This is a genomic window from Bradyrhizobium sp. CCBAU 11434, from assembly GCF_028128895.1.
In the GTDB taxonomy this organism is placed as follows: domain Bacteria; phylum Pseudomonadota; class Alphaproteobacteria; order Rhizobiales; family Xanthobacteraceae; genus Bradyrhizobium; species Bradyrhizobium zhengyangense.
Map to the genome: position 1 here is coordinate 20,434 of NZ_LBJX01000002.1, position 17,456 is coordinate 37,889.

The following is a 17,456-nucleotide window of genomic DNA, read 5'->3' on the forward strand; positions in this document are numbered from 1 at the left end:
CGTTCACGTTGCAACGTTCATCGTCACGCGACGTTTAAAGCGCGTAGGTCGGCTGATCTGGAGCACATGTCATGAATGTCAGCGAGTTCGTATGGCATCGCCTGTCCGAGTGGGGCTTGAACCGCGTCTATGGTTATCCCGGTGACGGCGTGGGCGGGCTCGATGTCGCGCTCGAGCGGGCCGGCGACAAGATGGAATATGTCCAGGTCAGGCACGAGGAAATGGCAGCGTTCATGGCCTCGGCGCATGCCAAGTTCACCGGCCAGGTCGGCCTCTGCTACGCGACTTCAGGGCCTGGCGCGATCCACCTCCTGAACGGGCTCTATGATGCGAAGATGGATCATGTCCCCGTGGTGGCGCTGGTCGGCCAGCAGGCCCGCAGCGGCCTTGGGGCCAGCTATCAGCAGGAAGTCGACCTGCAGTCGCTGTTCACCGACGTGACCGAATATGTCGCGCTGGCGAGCGTGCCGGAGCAGGTGCGCCATCTGATCGATCGCGCAGTCCGCATCGCGCACGTCAAGCGCGCTGTCACCTGCGTGATCCTGCCCAACGATCTGCAGGAACTCGACTACAAGGACCCGCCGATGGCGCATGGCGCGACGCACACCGGCATCGGCTACGCCGGGCCGGCGAAGCTGCCCGACGAAAGCCTGCTTCGCGCCGCCGCCGACGTGCTCAACGGCGGCGAGAAGGTCGCCATGCTGGTCGGAGCGGGCGCATTGGATGCCACCGACGAGGTCTTGGCGGTCGCCGAGCGCCTGCAGGCCGGCGTCGCCAAGGCGCTGCTCGGCAAGGCGGCGCTGCCCGACGACCTGCCCTTCGTCACCGGCTCGATCGGCCTGCTCGGCACCAAGCCAAGCTGGGACTTGATGAAGAACTGCGACACGTTCCTGATGGTCGGATCATCGTTTCCCTACAGCGAATTCCTGCCGAAGCCCGGGGATGCGCGCGGCGTGCAGATCGACATCGACGGCAGCCGGCTGAGCCTTCGCTATCCGATGGAGGTCAACATGGTCGGCGACAGCGCGACCACGTTGCGCGCCTTGCTGCCGCTGCTCAGCCAGAAGAAGGAGTCCGCGTGGCGGCGTGGCATCGAAAGCGGCCTGAAGGACTGGTGGCAGACGCTGGAGGCGCGCGCGATGACCTCGGCCGAGCCGCTCAATCCGCAGCGCGTGTTCTGGGAGCTGTCGCCGCGGCTGCCGGACAACGCGATCATCACGGCGGATTCGGGATCCGTCGCGAATTGGTACGCACGCGATCTGAAGATGCGGCTCGGCATGAAGGCCTCGTTGTCGGGCGGGCTGGCCTCGCTCGGCGCGGGCACGCCCTATGCGGTTGCCGGCAAGATGGCCTACCCGGACCGCACCGTGATCGCCTGCATGGGCGACGGCGCCATGCAGATGAACGGCCTCAACGTGATGATCACGATCTCCAAATATTGGCGGAAGTGGTCGAACCCGCGCCTGATCGTGCTCGTGCTCAACAATCGCGATCTCAACCAGGTCACCTGGGAGGAGCGGGTCCAGCTCGGCGTCGGCAAGACCGAATCCACCCAGAGCATTCCCGACTTTCCCTACCACCGCTATGCCGAGTTGATCGGGCTGAAGGGTATCTTCGTCGATCATCCGGATCGCGTCGGCGCGGCGTGGGACGAGGCGCTGGCGGCGGACCGGCCTGTGATCCTGGAGGCCTACACCGATCCCAACGTGCCGCCCTTGCCGCCGCACATCACGCTCAAGGACGCCAAGAACTTCGTCAGCATGATTCCCTCCGAGCCTGAACTCGGCAGTGTCCTCAAGAACAGTGCCAAGGAGCTGCTGGCGAACGTCCTGCCCGGAAAGGAATGATCGTGTTGTCCGGCGCTCGCATCGACGGCGTCCGTGCCATGGCCTTCAGGATTCCGACCGACAGGCCTGAAGCGGATGGGACCATCAGCTGGGATTCGACGACGCTCGTCCTCGTCGAGGTGTCCGGCGGCGGTCGGATCGGCTTGGGCTACACCTACGCGAGCGCATCGCTGGTCGGTCTGATCAAGGGCAAGCTCGCCTCCGTCGTGACCGGCCTCGACGCCCTGCATCCGCCGGCCGTCTACGCGGCGATGATGAGTTCGGTCCGCAATCTCGGCCAGAAGGGGCTCGCGGCGACGGCAATCTCGGCGCTCGACAGCGCGATCCACGATCTGAAGGCCCGCCTGCTTCATCTGCCGTTGTTCGTGCTGCTGGGCGGCCTGCGCGATTCGGTGCCCATCTATGGAAGCGGCGGCTTCACCTCCTGTTCCAACGAGGAGCTTTGCCAGCAACTGGCCGGATGGGTCGCGCGCGATGGCTGCGCCTTCGTCAAGATGAAGGTCGGATCGAATCCTGCGGAAGATCCGGAACGCGTCCGCCTCGCCCGCGCCGCGATCGGCCAACGCGCGGCCTTGTTCGTCGACGCCAACGGCGCCTATGGCGTACGGCAGGCGCTGCAGCAAGCATCTCTGTTCGCCGAGCAGGAGGTTGCCTGGTTCGAAGAACCGGTCTCTTCCGACGACCTCGCCGGGCTTCATGACGTTCGCCGACGCGCGCCGGTTGGAATGGACATTGCGGCCGGCGAGTATTCCTACACGATCGACGATGTGCGGGGCATGTTGCAGGCCAGGGCCGTCGATGTGCAGCAGGCCGACGTGACCCGCTGCGGCGGCATCACCGCGTTCCTGCGGATCGCGGCGCTGTGCGAGGCGTTTCACGTCGACCTGTCTGGACACTGTGCGCCGGCGCTGCATCTTCACGTCGCCTGCGCCGCGGCGCGCCTGCGCCATCTCGAATGGTTTCACGATCACGTCCGCATCGAACACATGCTGTTCGATGGTGCACCGGTGCCGGCCGCCGGCCGCATCCGCCCCGATCCGTCGCGGCCTGGAAACGGCCTGACCTTTAAACACAAGGATGCGGCGCGCTATGCGGTGTCGGAGGCGGCATGACCGAGTTCGATACCGATCGCGGATCCCTCAACGCGGGCCTGGCTATCGCGGGTCTGTTAGCCGGCTCGGTGTTGCTGCTCGCGGCCGGCCGCGCGCCTGCAAACGGACATCGGAACGGACGCGCCGCAGCGCTGCCTCCGCGGCGCAGCTCGCGGAAACGCCCGACCGTCGTTGCCGCGCGGCGCCTGAACCGTGCGGCCGGCGTTCTCGCCGCTTCGGTGCTCGCCGACAGCAGTGTCGAGCACTACCGGGGCTCGTTCAAGAACAAGGCGATGTACACGCCGCTGATCGTCTCGGCATCGACTCTCGCCACCAGCCTGCACGGCACCGCCGACGCGCGACCGGCCGCCCATTGGTTCAGGGATGCGACCTACTTGACGGCCGCGGTGAGCGGCCTGATCGGGACCGGCTTCCACATCTACAACGTCGGCAAGAAGGTGGGCGGGTTCAGCTGGCAGAATTTCTTCTACGGCGCGCCGATTGGCGCGCCCATGGCGATTCTGCTGTCCGGCCTGCTCGGCTTCTGCTCGGAGCGCGTGCGCGAGAGCAGGAAAGGGACGCGGCCCGAGATTTTCCAATTGCCGGCCGGACGAACCATGGCAGCGGTGATTGGCGCGGGCCTGCTCGGCACCAGCGGCGAGGCGGGCCTGCTGCATTTCCGCGGCGCCTTCCACAACCCGTTCATGCTGCTGCCGGTGACGCTGCCGCCGCTGGGTGCGGCGCTGCTCGGCCGGGCTGCGCTAGCCGGTCCAGGGCAGCAGCATCGCGCGACGCGCTGGTGGATGCGCGTGCTGGCGGCGATGGGATTTGCCGGCGTTGGATTGCATGCCTACGGCGTGTCTCGCAACATGGGCGGCTGGCGCAACTGGAGCCAGAACATCCTCAACGGGCCGCCGCTTCCGGCGCCACCGAGCTTCGCCGGCCTCGCGCTCGCCGGCCTTGCTGCGCTCGAACTCATGGAGGACCATCCCGATGCATGATCGCGGCCGCCCCGAACCTCGTTATCCCGGCTACGATGTGCTGACCAAGCGTCAGGGACCGTCCTGGAATGAGCAGACCCGCCGCGTCGTGTCGCAGCGCCTTGCCGTGCCTGCAGAACCGAGATTCTTCACGCCGGACGAATTTCGCACCGTCGCTTCTGTGGCCGCGCGGATCGTTCCGCAGCCCGACGGGCGTCCGCCCGTTCCGGTCGCGGCGCTGATCGACGAGAAGCTGTTTCGTGGCGCCTCGGACGGTTATCGGCCGGAGGGCATGCCGCGCGAGCGCGAGGCGTGGCGGCAGGGATTGCAGGCGCTCGATGCGGAGGCGAAGGCGGCCTATGGCGCGGCGTTCCACGCCATCGGCGCAGCACGGCAGGATGGTCTCCTGGCCCGCATGCAGAGCGGCGACATGACTTCCCCGGCCTGGGGCCGCATGTCGCCTCAAGACTTCTTCAAGCGGCGCATGGCGCGCGACGTCGTGCTGGCCTATTACGCGCATCCGACCGCCTGGAGCGAGATCGGCTGGGGCGGGCCGGCAAGCCCGCGCGGCTATGTGCGCCTCGATTTCGATGAGCGCGATCCCTGGGAGGCGGCGGAAGCCGGAAGCGGCGATGCCGTGGAGGTGCGCCGGATCAATCGCCATGTCGGATAATCCGCAGCACACCCCGCGGGCGCGGCGCGGACGGGCGCCGGACGTGTTCCGGCCCGGCGGCTGGGTGCCGATGCGCGAGTATGGGGAAGACGAGACGGTCGATTTTGCCATCGTCGGGACCGGGGCAGGCGGCGGCACGCTCGCCTGCAAGCTGGCGGAATACGGCTTCTCCGTCGTCGCGTTCGACGCTGGCCCGTATTTCCGCCCGCTGGAGGATTTCGCGTCCGACGAGTCCGAGCAGACCAAACTGTACTGGACCGACGACCGCATCGTCGACGGCGCCAATCCGCTCCAGCTCGGCAGCAACAACAGCGGCAAGGCGGTCGGCGGCTCGACCGTCCATTTCGCGATGGTGTCGCTGCGCTTTCGCCCCGAATGGTTCAAGTCGCGCAGCCTGCTCGGCTATGGTGCGGACTGGCCGCTCGACTGGCGCGAGATGTGGAACTATTACCGCGAGGTCGAGCAGGCGCTGAAGATCGCCGGGCCCGTCAACTATCCCTGGGGCCCGCCGCGGCCGCGCTATCCCTATCGTGCGCATCCGCTGAACGCCGCGGCGCGCGTGCTCGCCAAGGGCTGCGAGGCGCTGGGCATCGGCTGGACGGAAACGCCGCTGGCTACGCTGTCGGCGCCGCGCGGGCTGGCTCATCCTTGCGTTTATCGCGGCTTCTGCGTCGCCGGCTGCTCGACCAACGCCAAGCAGAGCGCGCTGGTGACATGGATCCCGCGCGCACTGGCGGCCGGCGCCGAGATCCGCGATCTCGCGATGGTCGGCCGGGTCGAGGTCGATGCGGCCGGGCGCGCGACCGGCGTGCACTTCCATCGTGATGGCACCTGGCATTTCCAGCGGGCGCGGCATGTCGTCGTCGCGGGCTACGCGATCGAGACGCCGCGGCTGCTGCTGAATTCGACCAACGGACAATTCCCGGACGGTCTCGCCAACAGCTCCGGCCTGGTCGGCGAGAATTTGATGGCGCAGTCGAACCAGGCCGTCTGGGGCCTGATGGACCAGGAGATCCGATCTTACAAGGGGCCGCCCTCGCTCGCGATCACCGAGCACTGGAACTACGAGGACAAGGGCAAGGACTTCTTCGGCGGCTACAGCTACATGAGCCAGGGTCCGCTGCCCCAGCTCTGGGCCAACACGCAGATGGCCGCGCGCGGCCTCTGGGGTGCGCGTTTGATGTCCGACATGCAGAACTACAACCATGTCGCGGGGCTGAAGATCGTCGGCGAAATGCTGCCGCAGGAGAACAACCGGGTCACGCTCGCCGATGAGGTCGATCAATTCGGGCTGAGGATTCCGAGGGTCACCTATTCCTGGTGCGACAATGACAAGCGCCTGATCGCTCATGCTTTGAAGTTCATGACGCAGGCTCTGGAGGAGGCCGATGCACGCGACATCTGGACCCAGGAAGACGACACCTGCCATCTCAACGGAACGGCGCGGATGGGCAGCGATCCCGCGCGCAGCGTCGTGAACGCGGATTGCCGGAGCTGGGATATCCCCAACCTCTGGATCTGCGACGGTTCGGTGTTCCCAACCGTCGGCGGCGCCAACCCGTCACTGACGATCCAGGCCATCGCCTGCCGGACCGCAGATCGCATCCGGGATCTGGCCGGACGGGGAGAGTTGGATCAACCTGCAAGGAGACGCTATGCAGCACAAACTGCTCAATGACGGGCATAGTCAACGCACATTCGCGGTGGTGCTGGACACCGGCGATGATGTGCTGAAATCCCTGCAGGGCTTCATCGAAGATCAGCGCATCGCATCCGCGCAGTTCACGGCGATCGGCGCCCTCAGCGATGTGGTGATTAAATATTTCGATTGGGACACGAAGGCCTATCGCGACATCGAGGTTCGCGAGCAGATCGAGGTCGCGTCGCTGGTCGGCGACGTGGCCACCGCACCGTCGGGCAAGCCCGCCCTGCACGCCCACATCGTCGTCGGAAAGCGCGACGGCACGGCCATGGCCGGGCATCTCGGCACGGCCCATGTGCGGCCGACCCTCGAGATCATCCTGACCGAGAGCCCCGCGCATTTGCAGAAGCAGATGGACCCAACCACCGGGCTCGCCCTTATCCGCATGGAGCAGTGACATGAACCGGCTGCGGGTGATGGCGATCACCGGAGCGTCCGCCGGCGTCGGCCGTGCCATCGCGCACCGGTTTGCGCGGGAGGGCTGGCGTATCGGATTGGTTGCCCGCGACGTCGGCGCCCTGGAGGCGGTCGCGCGCGAGGTTCGCGAACTCGGCGGTTCGGCCGTCGTCGCGGCCGCGGATGTCGCTGATCCCACGGCTTTGTTCGCTGCGGCCGAAGCGATCGCCAAACCTTTCGGCGGCATCGACGTCTGGGTCAACGATGCCATGGTGACGATGTTTGCGCCGGTCTGGCAGATGACGCCGGAAGAGTTTCGCCGGATCACCGAGGTCACCTATCTCGGCCAGGTTCACGGCACCATGGCCGCGCTGCGCCACATGCGGCCGCATGACCGCGGCCACATCATCCAGATCGGGTCGGCGCTGGCCTATCGCGGCATTCCGCTGCAATCGGCTTACTGCGGCGCGAAGCATGCGATCCGGGGCTTCACCGATGCGGTGCGGACCGAATTGCTGCACGAGGGCAGCGCGATCCGGCTGACGATCATGGAATTGCCCGCGGTCAACACGCCTCAATTCGACTGGGCGCGAACGCGGATGCCGCGGCAGCCGCGCCCAGTCGCGCCGGTCTTCCAGCCCGAGGTGATCGCGCGGGCCGTGTTCGAGGCGGTGCGCCAGCCGCGCCGCGAAGTCTGGATCGGCACCAGTACGCTAAAGGTAATCCTCGGCAACATGCTGCTGCCGGCCTTCCTGGACCGCTATCTGGCCAAGGTGGCCTTCAAGGGGCAGGAAACGGCGCAGCCGGTCGGATCCGATCGCGCCGACAATCTGATGACGCCGGTCGCCTCACTGCATCGGACCCGCGGACGGTTCGGCAAGGAAGCGGGTGATCACGCGGTGGTGACGAGCGGCGGGGTCGCGCGGATCGCGCCGGTGCTGATCGGAGGGTGTGTTGCGCTCGTTGCCGGGATGCTCGCCGCGAGTACGGCGCAAGGGCGCGGTTCGAAGCAAGCCTTCGTGCGGCGAACGGTGCGTGACCGCTAACAAAGGTTAGCTCTGCACGCCGATATAGGAACGCGCCGCGCGGGACCGGTTTGTTGATACGAACAGCCCGCGCGCCCTGTCGGCTTTCGCGACCTCGCGCCCGGACGCTATCCCCGAAGCAACAATCAGGAAGGCGCACCATGCAAACCAAAGTCCGAAATCAGATCTCGAAGGGCGTCGTCGCCGTCGCCGGTGTCTGTCTCATGACGATTGCAGGCGCATCCGCCGCGCCGCAAGGCAAGGCCAGCAAGCACGATCAGCATTTCCTGGTCGAAGCCATCCAGGGCGACCTCTCCGAAGTGAAGGTCGGCCAGCTCGCCCAGCAGAAGGCGCAGAGCGACCAGGCCAAGCAGTTCGGAAAGATGCTCGAGCAAGACCACTCGGACAATCTGAACCAGGCGCAGCAGCTCGCCGACGCGCAGGGCGTTCAGGCGCCGAGCGAGCCGAACAGCGAGCAGAAGGCGATCTACGACAAGCTGAACGGGCTGCCGGCGCGCAATTCGATGCCGCCTTCGCGCGTAGCATGGTGAAGGACCACGAGGAAGACGTGCGCAAGTTTCAGAGGGAAGCAAAATCGCAGTCACCCGTCGCCGATTTCGCCAAGCGGACGGTTCCGGTGCTGCAAAAGCATTTGGAGACGGCCAAGTCCCTTCAGAAGAGCGCGTCCCGGTAGAGCTGGAAGACGTCGCTGCGATGACGTGAATCGCGATAAAGTTCGGAGATTTTCGTGAGCAGAATTCTCGTTATCGCATGCGCCTGGCTTGCGCTTGCACGGTCGGTGCCAAGGCGCAGCCGGCCGGGGGCGCCCCCAGCGGACGCGGAAGGCCAACGGACTGATCCGACGCTCTTTCGGCGACGACGTCACGGCCGTCGCCAACCTGATGGGCGATCTCGTCGGCTCATCCTTCGTCCGCCCGGAGTGGCGACCTCCAATCTCAATGGGCCGCCGCTCGCGACGCCACTGGCATCGAAATCGCCGGGGATGGCTCAAGTCGTGGTCTCGCAAGTTTCATCGGAGGAACTTACCGCCAAGCTGCGCATTTCTTGGGCATCAATGTCTCAAGGAAGGAAGCTCCATGGCAGAAGGATTCGCACAGACGGCGGCAAAGGAGATCGTCGAACCGTCGGTTGCCGGCGTGTCATGGGCAGCCGTATTGGCGGGTGCCGCGGCTTCGCTCGCCATAACCCTCGTCCTGCTGTCCTTCGGCTTGGGCATGGGCTTCGCGGTCGTGTCGCCGTGGGGCAATTCGGGCGTATCGGCGACGACGTTCAAGATCGGCACAGGCCTCTATTTCATCGTGATGGCGATATTGTCGTCCTCGATCGGCGGCTATCTCGCCGGGCGTCTCCGGACGAAGTGGGTCGGCGTCCACACGACCGAGGTCCTGTTCAGGGACACGGCCCACGGCTTCCTGGCCTGGGCGGTCGCATCCGTCCTCGGAGCGATGCTGTTGGCCTCACCCGCCACTACGCTTCTCGGCAACGCTCTCGACGGCGCCGCTCAGGGCGCGGCGAGCGCCGCGAACTCCGGACCGATGGCCGGTTACGTCGACACGCTGCTCCGTCCCAACGATCCGTCCGCACAGCCACAGGGACAATCTGATCCGCGGCCAGAGATGGTGCGCCTGCTGACTACCGACTTCCGTACCGGAAGCGATGTGAACGCGAACGACAGGGCCTACATCGCCAAAGTAGTGGCCGCGCGCACCGGCCTCAGCCAGGCCGATGCCGAGAAGCGCGTGAACGACGTCGTGACCCAAGCCAAGGCCGACCTCGATGCCGCTCGCAAGGCCGCGATGCAAACGGCCATCTGGCTGACGCTGTCGCTGTTCATCGGTGCATTTTCCGCGACTCTTGCTGCCACGGAAGGCGGCGGACTTCGCGACGGGACATGGGGGAAGAAACGCTCCGCGACCGCTCAATCATCACTGGCAATAAACTGAGGAGATAGAACTATGCCCATTTTGCTTTGGCTCGTCGGCATTCCGATCCCACTCATCATCCTGATTATGCTGCTTCGGTGACGTCACGGCCGTCGCGCGCTTTAGGCGTGCGGCGGCCGCCCTGTCCCCCTCGGGGCCTGCAACACGACGGCCGACGTTCAACACACTCCACGCCAGCGCCTGCGCCGGTCGTGAGCATAGAAGCTCATTGAACTCGGTGGAGATACTTTTGGACTTAATCATCGGACTTAGCCGCTTACGCCCTGAGCCGTTCCTGAAGAGCTCCGGAACGGGTGCGAAACACAGGCGTTGCGCGGCTACTGGCATGGGCGCACGGTTGTGCACATCACAGCCCAGTTCTGGCTACTGGCTGTGATGAGAACGCCGATAGCGCTCTGCCCTCTCGAGCAAGGGAGCAGCGCCATGCTGAAGCGGCGTCGTTTCAAGCAGACGAAATCGTTGGAAGAGCGGCTTGCCGGAGAGGCAAAACGCCTGCGCGAACAAGCCAGATTGCTTCCAGACGGGCCCGCACGCGAGCAAGTCATCCGGAAGGCCCGGCAATGTGAGACTGGCTCGCATATGAGCGGGTGGCTGAAGTCGCCTGGATTAAAGCCGCCCGGTTGAGGCCACTGAACCCAGCAACTGTTGCTCCAAGGGGGCGTTGACCCTCATGCAGAATCGTTCGGTCAGGAGTTCACTCTCATAGAAGCGACCTCTGATGCGGGGTCCACAACCGAGATTTGGCTTGCCCTGGCTAAGCCAAATCAGGCTGTGACGCTGGTCCTCGCGGCAGTTCCGGAGGGCTGGACAGCGCAAATACTCCCAGCCGTGCTTTCCGAAAAGCAGCAAAGGATGTTCGAAGAAGTCGAGCTCAAGCCGGGCGAAATCTTTAGGCTCTCGCACGAGTAAGCACACTTCGCCACCGATCACAGCTACTCGACCCAGGATCGAACTTCAGTCCCGGTTGCTTGGCGCGGCGCGGGGCCGCCCCGGCACACGGCTGGCGGCACGGCTATCATCGATAAGAACCGGAAATAAAATATGTCCGACAAGAGAAGACCCCCAGAGAGCGAGCAACAACCGTCGATCACCATGTCCGACGACGACAAGAGATCGGTGGGCGAGATGAGTTCCGGGTCCGCGAAGGTCGTCCACGAGGTAGTACGGCTGCAGGGAGACGAAGAACTCAGCCGACCTCTTCAATCGCTGATACTTTCCGGCTTTGCGGCTGGCGTGGCGATCTCCGCGTCGCTTCTGGTCGAGGCGTCGCTTCACATGCATCTGCCGAAAGCCGAGTGGGCCGACCTGGTTGTCTTCCTCGGCTATCCGGTTGGCTTCATCATCGTCATTCTGGGCAAACTTCAGTTGTTCACGGAAAGCACGGTGACGGCGGTCCTGCCGCTCGCAACCCATCCTACTTTTCGCAATCTGCGACGCCTGCTCCGGCTGTGGATTGCGGTATTCGTGGCGAACATGGCTGGCACCATGTTCGTCGCCTTCTTGATCGCGCGATGCATCGTCGTCAGGCCCGATCAGCTTGTCGCAGCCATCGAAGTTTCAACACCGATCATGGCCCACGATTGGCTAACGACGCTACTACTCGCCACACCGGCGGGCTTTCTCATCGCATCGATCGCCTGGACACTGCCGAACGCACGCGGCAGCGAGTTCTGGGTCATCCTGATCGTTACTTACGCGATAGCGCTGGGAGGGTTTAGTCACGTCGTAGCGGGTTCGGCAGAAGCCTGGTTGCTGATGCTAACCGGGCAGGCCACGATCGCCGCAACCTGCGGCTTTATACTTCCGGCTCTCCTCGGCAATCTCATCGGCGGGACCGGCTTGTTCGCTGTCGTGGCGCACGGGCAGGTCCGCAACGAAATCGAAACGGGAACCTGATCCAGATCGCGCCTCGCGCTTCACAGGGCTAAATCTACACATTTTTTGGCGAGCGTGAGGGTAAAAGGAACGAAACATCTGGAGGCAGAATTAGTCGCTGGACGCCGACTTGCGGCGGCGGCAGGCGGCCCCCGGAAACCGTTCAGTATGGAACGCTCCATAGTTGCGGTACTGAAATGAAATAGCCTTCGCAGCCGCAGCCATCTTCTCGGGCTAAACTAGAAGCACTCTTGCGATGATCTGGATCAATGCACTTCGGTCAGAGCGTTCGGTGATTGCGCTCTCGGGCCAATCGGCCAACGGGGTGGTGTTGATGAGGGAACCTCGCCACTAAGCGGTTCTTCTCCCTAACCTGAATGTCTTTTCCGTCAATGTACTGACGCGCTTTTTCGATGGCCTCTTGACCGTCAGCACACTTCAGCGGTTGCGGCGGTTGATAGATGTGGCCGTCGGCATCAACAAAGTAGATGAGGTAGGCTGGCATAGCCAAACTCCCGAAGAAGGCGGGAGCGCTACACTCTCAGTCACCGATAGCGGCCTAGGATGGGCGGTGATACGAAAACTGTAACACAATTAGCGAAGTTTGGACGAAATTTGTGCACTCACCTCTTCGGAAACTTTGGCCGCATTCCGCCGCGCTTACCGTAGTTTGACGGATGCGGCCGATGGTCTGGCCGTCTTCGAGGACCGTGAAAATCGTCGGGATCGCCGATTGCGCGGAGGGTGAGCATGGTGATTTACGTCAATGCTGCGCGGAGTTTGACTGCTGTTCGGATACCATCATAGCCTCTCATCGTCGCCCATGGCTGCTGCTTTCGGGGCAGGGCAATTGAAAGTGGTCGGCAGGGTCGCTGGTCATTTTGGGCGGACGCTGGCGGCCCCCCCTTGCGCCTATGCCGGGCGGACGGCGGATGAACCCGACGCCCGGCTCTGGCCCGTCCTTGATAGAACAGCGCCATGGCTTAGGTGAAGGGCTGGGGCCGCCCGCTCGATAACCCCATCAAGCTGCGCGGCCATTGCTGGCTGGCGACGATGAGCAAGCGTGCCGACGGCGACGTGACACTGCGACATCTTGCCGTCACCAATTTGGGTAGCAGGCAGTGCGGCGTTTGACCTGTATCAAATGCGGAGGCCTGCGCGCGCCACTAACGTGCTCGGCAGTTGCGCAGGAGTGAAGATCAAGGTCCTCCCTTAAGTAGGACTACCCCGCCCTTCATTCCTTTTCGCCGCTCGCAACGAGACCGGCTCATTTCAGCCGAAAGGTCGCCGACGCCGCTCGTCCGCTAGTTGAAATTGCGATCTCGAACTGAAAACACGGCGCTGCTCAGGGCGCGTAGACCAGCGAGCAGGGTTTGGGCATCCTCTCGGGCTGGAAGCACTCTTGCGATGATTTGGATCAATGCACTTCGGTCAGAGCGTTCGGTGATCGCTCGGCGAGTTTGCGCGTCAGCCAACGGTCAATGTAGTCCTTGAGATCGCCGACGCAGCGGAGGGTCCGTTTGGCCGACGATACTGCCGTCGAACTCAGAGCGGTCGTCCAACAACTTTTACGCGCAGACGATGACAAAAATCTTCGAGCACCGTCTGTAAATTTTCGTGCGCCACGAGCAGATCTTCCGCTTGTTGGCGCTCCGTCGTGCCAAAGCGGTGGCTATTGCGCATGCTTCTGACGCCGCTCACCTTCTCTCGGCCCTCTGCGACTTTCTTCTCGGCAAAGTCAAGATGCTCTAGATCATGCGCGAGCTTATGCAGCTCCGCGACCAATAGCGCGGTGATGTCCCGTCTCTTGTTAGGCGTCAGATCACTGCTGCTCAGAAGGCCAATGAAGTGATCGACGTTGGCTTTGGCAACAAATCGGTGCAATCGGACCCCCTAGTCCAAGCTCCAACTTTAGGCCCCATTTTGCAGCGGCCCCGGACGGCAGGAAATATATTTCTCGCGTATTCTCGTGCGCGTGAAAACAAACGGGCCGTGCGGGTGGGTCAGGGATGCTGCCTACCAAAGAGGCTGTCTTCGCCCCTGCGCAGTCGGCCGCGGCCCCCGCTATGTCCGGCAGTACTACGGCGGGGACGACGGGTACGTGGTCCGCCGAAGCTACGGCTACTATGGCGGCCCGGGCTACTACGATCGTGGCTACGGCTACTATGGCGGTGGCCCGAGCATCGGCTTCAGCTTCGGCACCCGAAGCTGGTGATCTCGAGAAGGGGCCGCTCTCGGAGCGGCCCCTTCGACGTCATCCTCGCTTTCGCGGAGAAGAGAGATTGTCTGCTGTTGCGAAGCTCCTGAACCAGAAGGAGCAGTTGCTCACGCGACTCGACAACAATCCGGGCCTGAACGAGCGCGCCGAAATCCAGGCGTTTCTCGCGAAGATCGAGACGGGGCTGAAGTTGGTGGGCAAACCAGGATTCCGCTGCTGCCGCGGCCGACGAATAGTGCTCGGCGAGCGATTTCCCTGAAGCTTTTCCGAAGGGCATCCTGCCGGGGATGAAGTCGGCCCCAGCTCTGGGGCTAGGGGGGCTATGAGCTGGGGCCAGTACGGGGTTCGCCCTGGGGCAGGGGCACTGGAAAAACTTGGCGCTGGCGCCTTCGTTCCTCGGTTCGGAGCGAACATTCGGTTGCCCGAGCAGCTTTCCGTGGCTCAAAGCGTCACCGAATGAAACTTCAAGACGCCTTACTTGCCGATCTTGCCCGCGACCTCTCGCGCTAACCGCTCAGCTCTGAGACGTCTGTGGTTTTCTTGAAACTCTGGATCGGCCTGGCTGTCCGCGATCGTTTGCCGAGCGCCATTCGGGTTTTGGGCCTTTCGGTCCGCCTCGTCGGCGACCTGCTGCTGGGCGGAGCGTTTCCGTTCGGTCATTACTATATCCCTACCCCCTTGGTCGGGGTCGTATCGCCTTGCAAGACGGACGCGACAATTAAAGAAAGGAGTCTCGTGTCACTTGGCGTAACCCTGTGATCGGAGCCACGCGATCCGACGCTCGCCATTTATCCATTCGTCAATTTCGGCTTTGCTCGTGAAGCCGGTGATTTCTCGGGGTTCTGCCCCCGGATACTCGGCAATAATTGTCCAGTCGCCCTCTGAGTTACGGAGTGGTTTGAAGCTCACTTTTACTTTTGCCATGCCGAACTATGCAGGAAAAGGCGCGAAAAGGGAACCTCATGTAAGCATTCAAGCAACTTGCGGCCACGGCCGGCAGTTATTGTTCTGTCGTGCAAATGAGGAGGCGTTTGCATCTCCGAGCATCTCGGGTCGCTCCCGTGATCAGTCATCGGGTTTGACCGGCTCTTAGCTAAGGAACAAATACACCAACCATGATGAGAAGAACCGGCAGCTTCTTCTTGAAGTCTCTCAACTGCTGATGTATGATCTCAACATCGATACTGGCCGAACAACTGTTCCGCTTTCGCCTCAGTTCCTGACGGCGCGCACGTTTCAGACATTCTCCAAACATCGACTAACCGGAAAGCTGGCCGCAAGTCCGCGCGCCAGCTCCTGCGCGTATGCGAAAGGAAGACCTGATGAATACAGGTACAGTGAAGTGGTTTAACACCCAAAAAGGCTTCGGCTTTATCCAGCCGGAAAACGGCAGCAACGATGTTTTTGTTCATATCAGCGCGGTCGAACGCGCGGGTATGGGCACTCTGAACGAAGGTCAGACGCTGTCTTACGACGTCGTCGCAGACCGTCGCACCGGCAAGTCTGCTGCCGAAAATCTTCGTGCTGCTTAGTTAAGCGCACGACAGACCTGTCGCTCTAGCCACGGATGTACTGGCTGAGCTTGTGGTCCTGCCCCGCGCCTGAGTCATCAGGGGCGGGGTTTTTGCTTCGCCTTCAAGCGTCTGTAAGCGGGCTTGTCGTGGCTTCTTTTCGATCGTCGGCCCCTGTGATCGCCTGGCTAGTAGACGAACAGATTGAAAAGGTGGGACCACGAGGCGTCTCTGTCTCGGACCTCAATGGGCTAGATCGAATTTCGAAGTGGCTTAATTTGTCTTTCGGGCGCATAACCGTGCATGCTCGAATCTCATCACCGATCCTGTCGGTGCGGCGCCGTCTATAGCCGAACTGAGGCAATAGCCCCCGGTAGGCAGATCGCCAGCTTCGAATGCGCGGTTTGCGGAGCGACCCTGGAATCGTGGAACACTGCTTGTGTGCCCACCTACAGGTTGATTGTCGGCCCCGTTCGGCATTCTCCGTCCGAAGGATGATTCAACGGGCAAATGAACCAACAGCCGGCGATCGCATTGGCCGTTCATGGCAGAGTCATTTGGCAACTCCTTTACAATCGTTGAAGTGAGGTCGGACGATATATCGACGGAGCCGATAAAGCAGCTTTGGATTGCGTTCGCCAAGCCAAGCCAGGCCCTGACTTTGGTACTCGCAGCCGTCCCTGAAGGCTGGACAGCTGAACTTCTGGCCCACCCCCTCACGCAACAACAGCAAAGGTTGTTCGAAGATCTAAAACTTGGGCCGGGGGATATTTACAGACTGCCAGAGTAGTGCACCGGCCGCTGGCGCTCTCGACATGTGACGCTGCAGCCTGCTGAGCCATCCTGGTCCCGCCGGCACGCGCGTCATTCCTTTGGTGATATCGCTCACCCCTTTCACCGGTTTGTTCCAGCTCTACAGGAAGCCATTCGCGAGTGCATTGGGCGGCGGTGCATCCGAAGAACGTGTCAGCGCAACGCAGGAGATTCAATGAGCATTGTAAAGCGGCATCTCGCCGAGCAAGAAGAGCGCCTGGTTCTAATCGAGGAAATTTGCATCGATAAAGGAGCGCTTGTCTTGGATACCGTCACGGACGAGGTCTACTTCTCTGCAGACGAAGAGGCTTACAAGAACGCGTACGTGACCGTGTTTCAGGCCTGGGCCAAGGGCACGATCAACGGCACAGCGGAACAGATATTCGAGGCTACAAAATCCATTCTTGAGGACTAGAGTATCCTTATTCGATATAAGAGCCAGAGGCGGAGCGACATATGCGTTACGTCCCACGCTCTACGCTAGAGCAGCCGCAACCTTGAGGTAACACATGCCATACGCTTATAGGCTAAATGAAGAGGTTCGCCACCAACCCCAAGGTCCGCAAGGACGTGCCACCATTGAACCGCCAGTGATTTACACCATCATCCAACATATGCCGATCGAGTCCGATGGACGAGTTAGATACCGCATCAAGTGTAAGTCGGAGAAAATCGAGCGGGTCGTTACGGAAGATCAGCTTTCGTATTTTCAATGATCTTCTGACCCGAAACCAACAATCCGACGAAAATGCGGACGATGGTTCGAACCGGATAAGCTGCCTCGCACTTGCTATTGTCGACCGGCGTCCGGGTTACCCGCTGGCAGCGGATGAACGTTGGATTCGCTTGGCAGGGGTCAGGAGGAAACATCTTACGACGGCGCGGATGAAGCAGACCGAAAGGCGCAAAACCCCGTTTGGTGAGCGGCAAACGATAGCGGACAGCACGACGATCCCGAGTTCCAGCAAACGATAAACGTCTCAGGGCTGAGCGCCTGGCGCGAGAGGCCGGGCTCAAAAGCAAGAATTGACCCAACCCATTCGAGCGAAGGATCCGATCGAAAAAGATGACAAAATTAGTTGGTGAATACGAACCGCCGAAACCAATCAGTAAAGCGGAGCGTGAAGCACGCAAGGCCTTCCGCCAAGTCGACGCGGAGAAGGCCATGTCCGAGCACGCGCTCGCCCAGAGGGCCTTTGCTCAGAATCGAGAGCGACTGAAGGCCGAGCGGCTGGCACGGGAAGCCGTAGCGAGCCCGGTGCCAAAGAAGCAACCCAAGGCGAAGAAGAAATGAACCCGCACGGACGGCTACAGGAGTCGACCTTGCTGGACTCTCGCTGAAGCTTTCGGCGACTTGGCGC

At 62.4% G+C, this 17,456-nt stretch carries 17 protein-coding genes and 1 pseudogene; 14 read left to right on the forward strand and 4 right to left on the reverse strand.

Annotation, left to right across the window (positions count from 1 at the left end; translation table 11 throughout):
* Window positions 1–71 precede the first annotated feature (71 nt).
* The 10 genes and pseudogenes from XI06_RS02305 (at window position 72) to XI06_RS02355 (ending at window position 11,574) form a co-directional block, all read left to right on the forward strand.
* A complete protein-coding gene (locus XI06_RS02305) occupies window positions 72–1,847 on the forward strand; it encodes a thiamine pyrophosphate-requiring protein (RefSeq protein ID WP_237873099.1) in 1,776 nt (591 codons plus the stop codon).
* A complete protein-coding gene (locus tag XI06_RS02310; RefSeq protein WP_237873098.1) occupies window positions 1,844–2,959 on the forward strand; it encodes an enolase C-terminal domain-like protein in 1,116 nt (371 codons plus the stop codon). Before XI06_RS02305 ends, XI06_RS02310 begins: the two co-directional genes overlap by 4 nt.
* Window positions 2,956–3,939, forward strand: coding sequence for a hypothetical protein (locus tag XI06_RS02315; protein WP_237873097.1), 984 nt, complete (start codon window positions 2,956–2,958; stop codon window positions 3,937–3,939). Before XI06_RS02310 ends, XI06_RS02315 begins: the two co-directional genes overlap by 4 nt.
* Window positions 3,932–4,591: a gluconate 2-dehydrogenase subunit 3 family protein gene (locus XI06_RS02320; protein ID WP_128962258.1), complete on the forward strand. Its 660-nt coding sequence runs from the start codon at window positions 3,932–3,934 to the stop codon at window positions 4,589–4,591. The genes XI06_RS02315 and XI06_RS02320 overlap by 8 nt, the downstream gene beginning before the upstream one ends.
* Window positions 4,581–6,269 carry a GMC family oxidoreductase gene (locus XI06_RS02325; protein WP_237873096.1) on the forward strand — a complete coding sequence of 563 codons (1,689 nt, stop codon included), beginning with the start codon at window positions 4,581–4,583 and terminating at the stop codon, window positions 6,267–6,269. Before XI06_RS02320 ends, XI06_RS02325 begins: the two co-directional genes overlap by 11 nt.
* Window positions 6,247–6,690, forward strand: coding sequence for a PPC domain-containing DNA-binding protein (locus XI06_RS02330; protein WP_128962256.1), 444 nt, complete (start codon window positions 6,247–6,249; stop codon window positions 6,688–6,690). Before XI06_RS02325 ends, XI06_RS02330 begins: the two co-directional genes overlap by 23 nt.
* A 1-nt stretch (window position 6,691) precedes the next feature.
* Entirely contained in the window at window positions 6,692–7,735 is a 1,044-nt protein-coding gene (locus XI06_RS02335; protein ID WP_237873094.1) for an SDR family oxidoreductase, read from the forward strand.
* 203 nt (window positions 7,736–7,938) lie between these two features.
* Window positions 7,939–8,408, forward strand: a pseudogene (locus XI06_RS02340) (DUF4142 domain-containing protein).
* Between the two features lie 403 nt (window positions 8,409–8,811).
* Window positions 8,812–9,678: a hypothetical protein gene (locus tag XI06_RS02345; protein ID WP_237864859.1), complete on the forward strand. Its 867-nt coding sequence runs from the start codon at window positions 8,812–8,814 to the stop codon at window positions 9,676–9,678.
* Window positions 9,679–10,719: 1,041 nt separating this feature from the next.
* Window positions 10,720–11,574 carry a formate/nitrite transporter family protein gene (locus XI06_RS02355; RefSeq protein ID WP_237873093.1) on the forward strand — a complete coding sequence of 285 codons (855 nt, stop codon included), beginning with the start codon at window positions 10,720–10,722 and terminating at the stop codon, window positions 11,572–11,574.
* 259 nt (window positions 11,575–11,833) lie between these two features.
* Here XI06_RS02355 and XI06_RS02360 read toward each other — a convergent pair whose 3' ends face one another.
* Window positions 11,834–12,058, reverse strand: coding sequence for a hypothetical protein (locus tag XI06_RS02360; protein WP_237873092.1), 225 nt, complete (start codon window positions 12,056–12,058; stop codon window positions 11,834–11,836).
* 1,040 nt (window positions 12,059–13,098) lie between these two features.
* On the reverse strand, window positions 13,099–13,437 hold the full coding sequence (locus tag XI06_RS02365) for a hypothetical protein (RefSeq protein ID WP_237864856.1): 339 nt from the start codon (window positions 13,435–13,437) through the stop codon (window positions 13,099–13,101).
* 398 nt (window positions 13,438–13,835) lie between these two features.
* Between XI06_RS02365 and XI06_RS02370 the strand changes: the two genes are divergently transcribed.
* Window positions 13,836–14,030, forward strand: a complete 195-nt coding sequence (locus XI06_RS02370) for a hypothetical protein (RefSeq protein WP_237873091.1) — start codon at window positions 13,836–13,838, stop codon at window positions 14,028–14,030.
* 215 nt (window positions 14,031–14,245) lie between these two features.
* Here the strand turns inward: XI06_RS02370 and XI06_RS02375 are convergent, their stop codons facing one another.
* Both XI06_RS02375 and XI06_RS02380 read right to left on the reverse strand, forming a co-directional pair.
* The gene (locus XI06_RS02375; protein ID WP_128962250.1) at window positions 14,246–14,431 is read right to left on the reverse strand and encodes a hypothetical protein; all 186 of its coding nucleotides are present in this window, start codon (window positions 14,429–14,431) and stop codon (window positions 14,246–14,248) included.
* 78 nt (window positions 14,432–14,509) lie between these two features.
* Entirely contained in the window at window positions 14,510–14,695 is a 186-nt protein-coding gene (locus XI06_RS02380; protein WP_237873090.1) for a hypothetical protein, read from the reverse strand.
* A gap of 398 nt (window positions 14,696–15,093) precedes the next feature.
* Here XI06_RS02380 and XI06_RS02385 point away from each other — a divergent pair, with 398 nt between their 5' ends.
* From XI06_RS02385 to XI06_RS02395, 3 genes are all read left to right on the forward strand, one after another.
* On the forward strand, window positions 15,094–15,303 hold the full coding sequence (locus XI06_RS02385; RefSeq protein WP_128962248.1) for a cold-shock protein: 210 nt from the start codon (window positions 15,094–15,096) through the stop codon (window positions 15,301–15,303).
* A gap of 967 nt (window positions 15,304–16,270) precedes the next feature.
* Window positions 16,271–16,510, forward strand: coding sequence for a hypothetical protein (locus XI06_RS02390; protein WP_237873089.1), 240 nt, complete (start codon window positions 16,271–16,273; stop codon window positions 16,508–16,510).
* A 651-nt stretch (window positions 16,511–17,161) separates the two neighbouring features.
* Window positions 17,162–17,389: a hypothetical protein gene (locus XI06_RS02395; protein WP_237864854.1), complete on the forward strand. Its 228-nt coding sequence runs from the start codon at window positions 17,162–17,164 to the stop codon at window positions 17,387–17,389.
* Window positions 17,390–17,456: the final 67 nt, after the last annotated feature.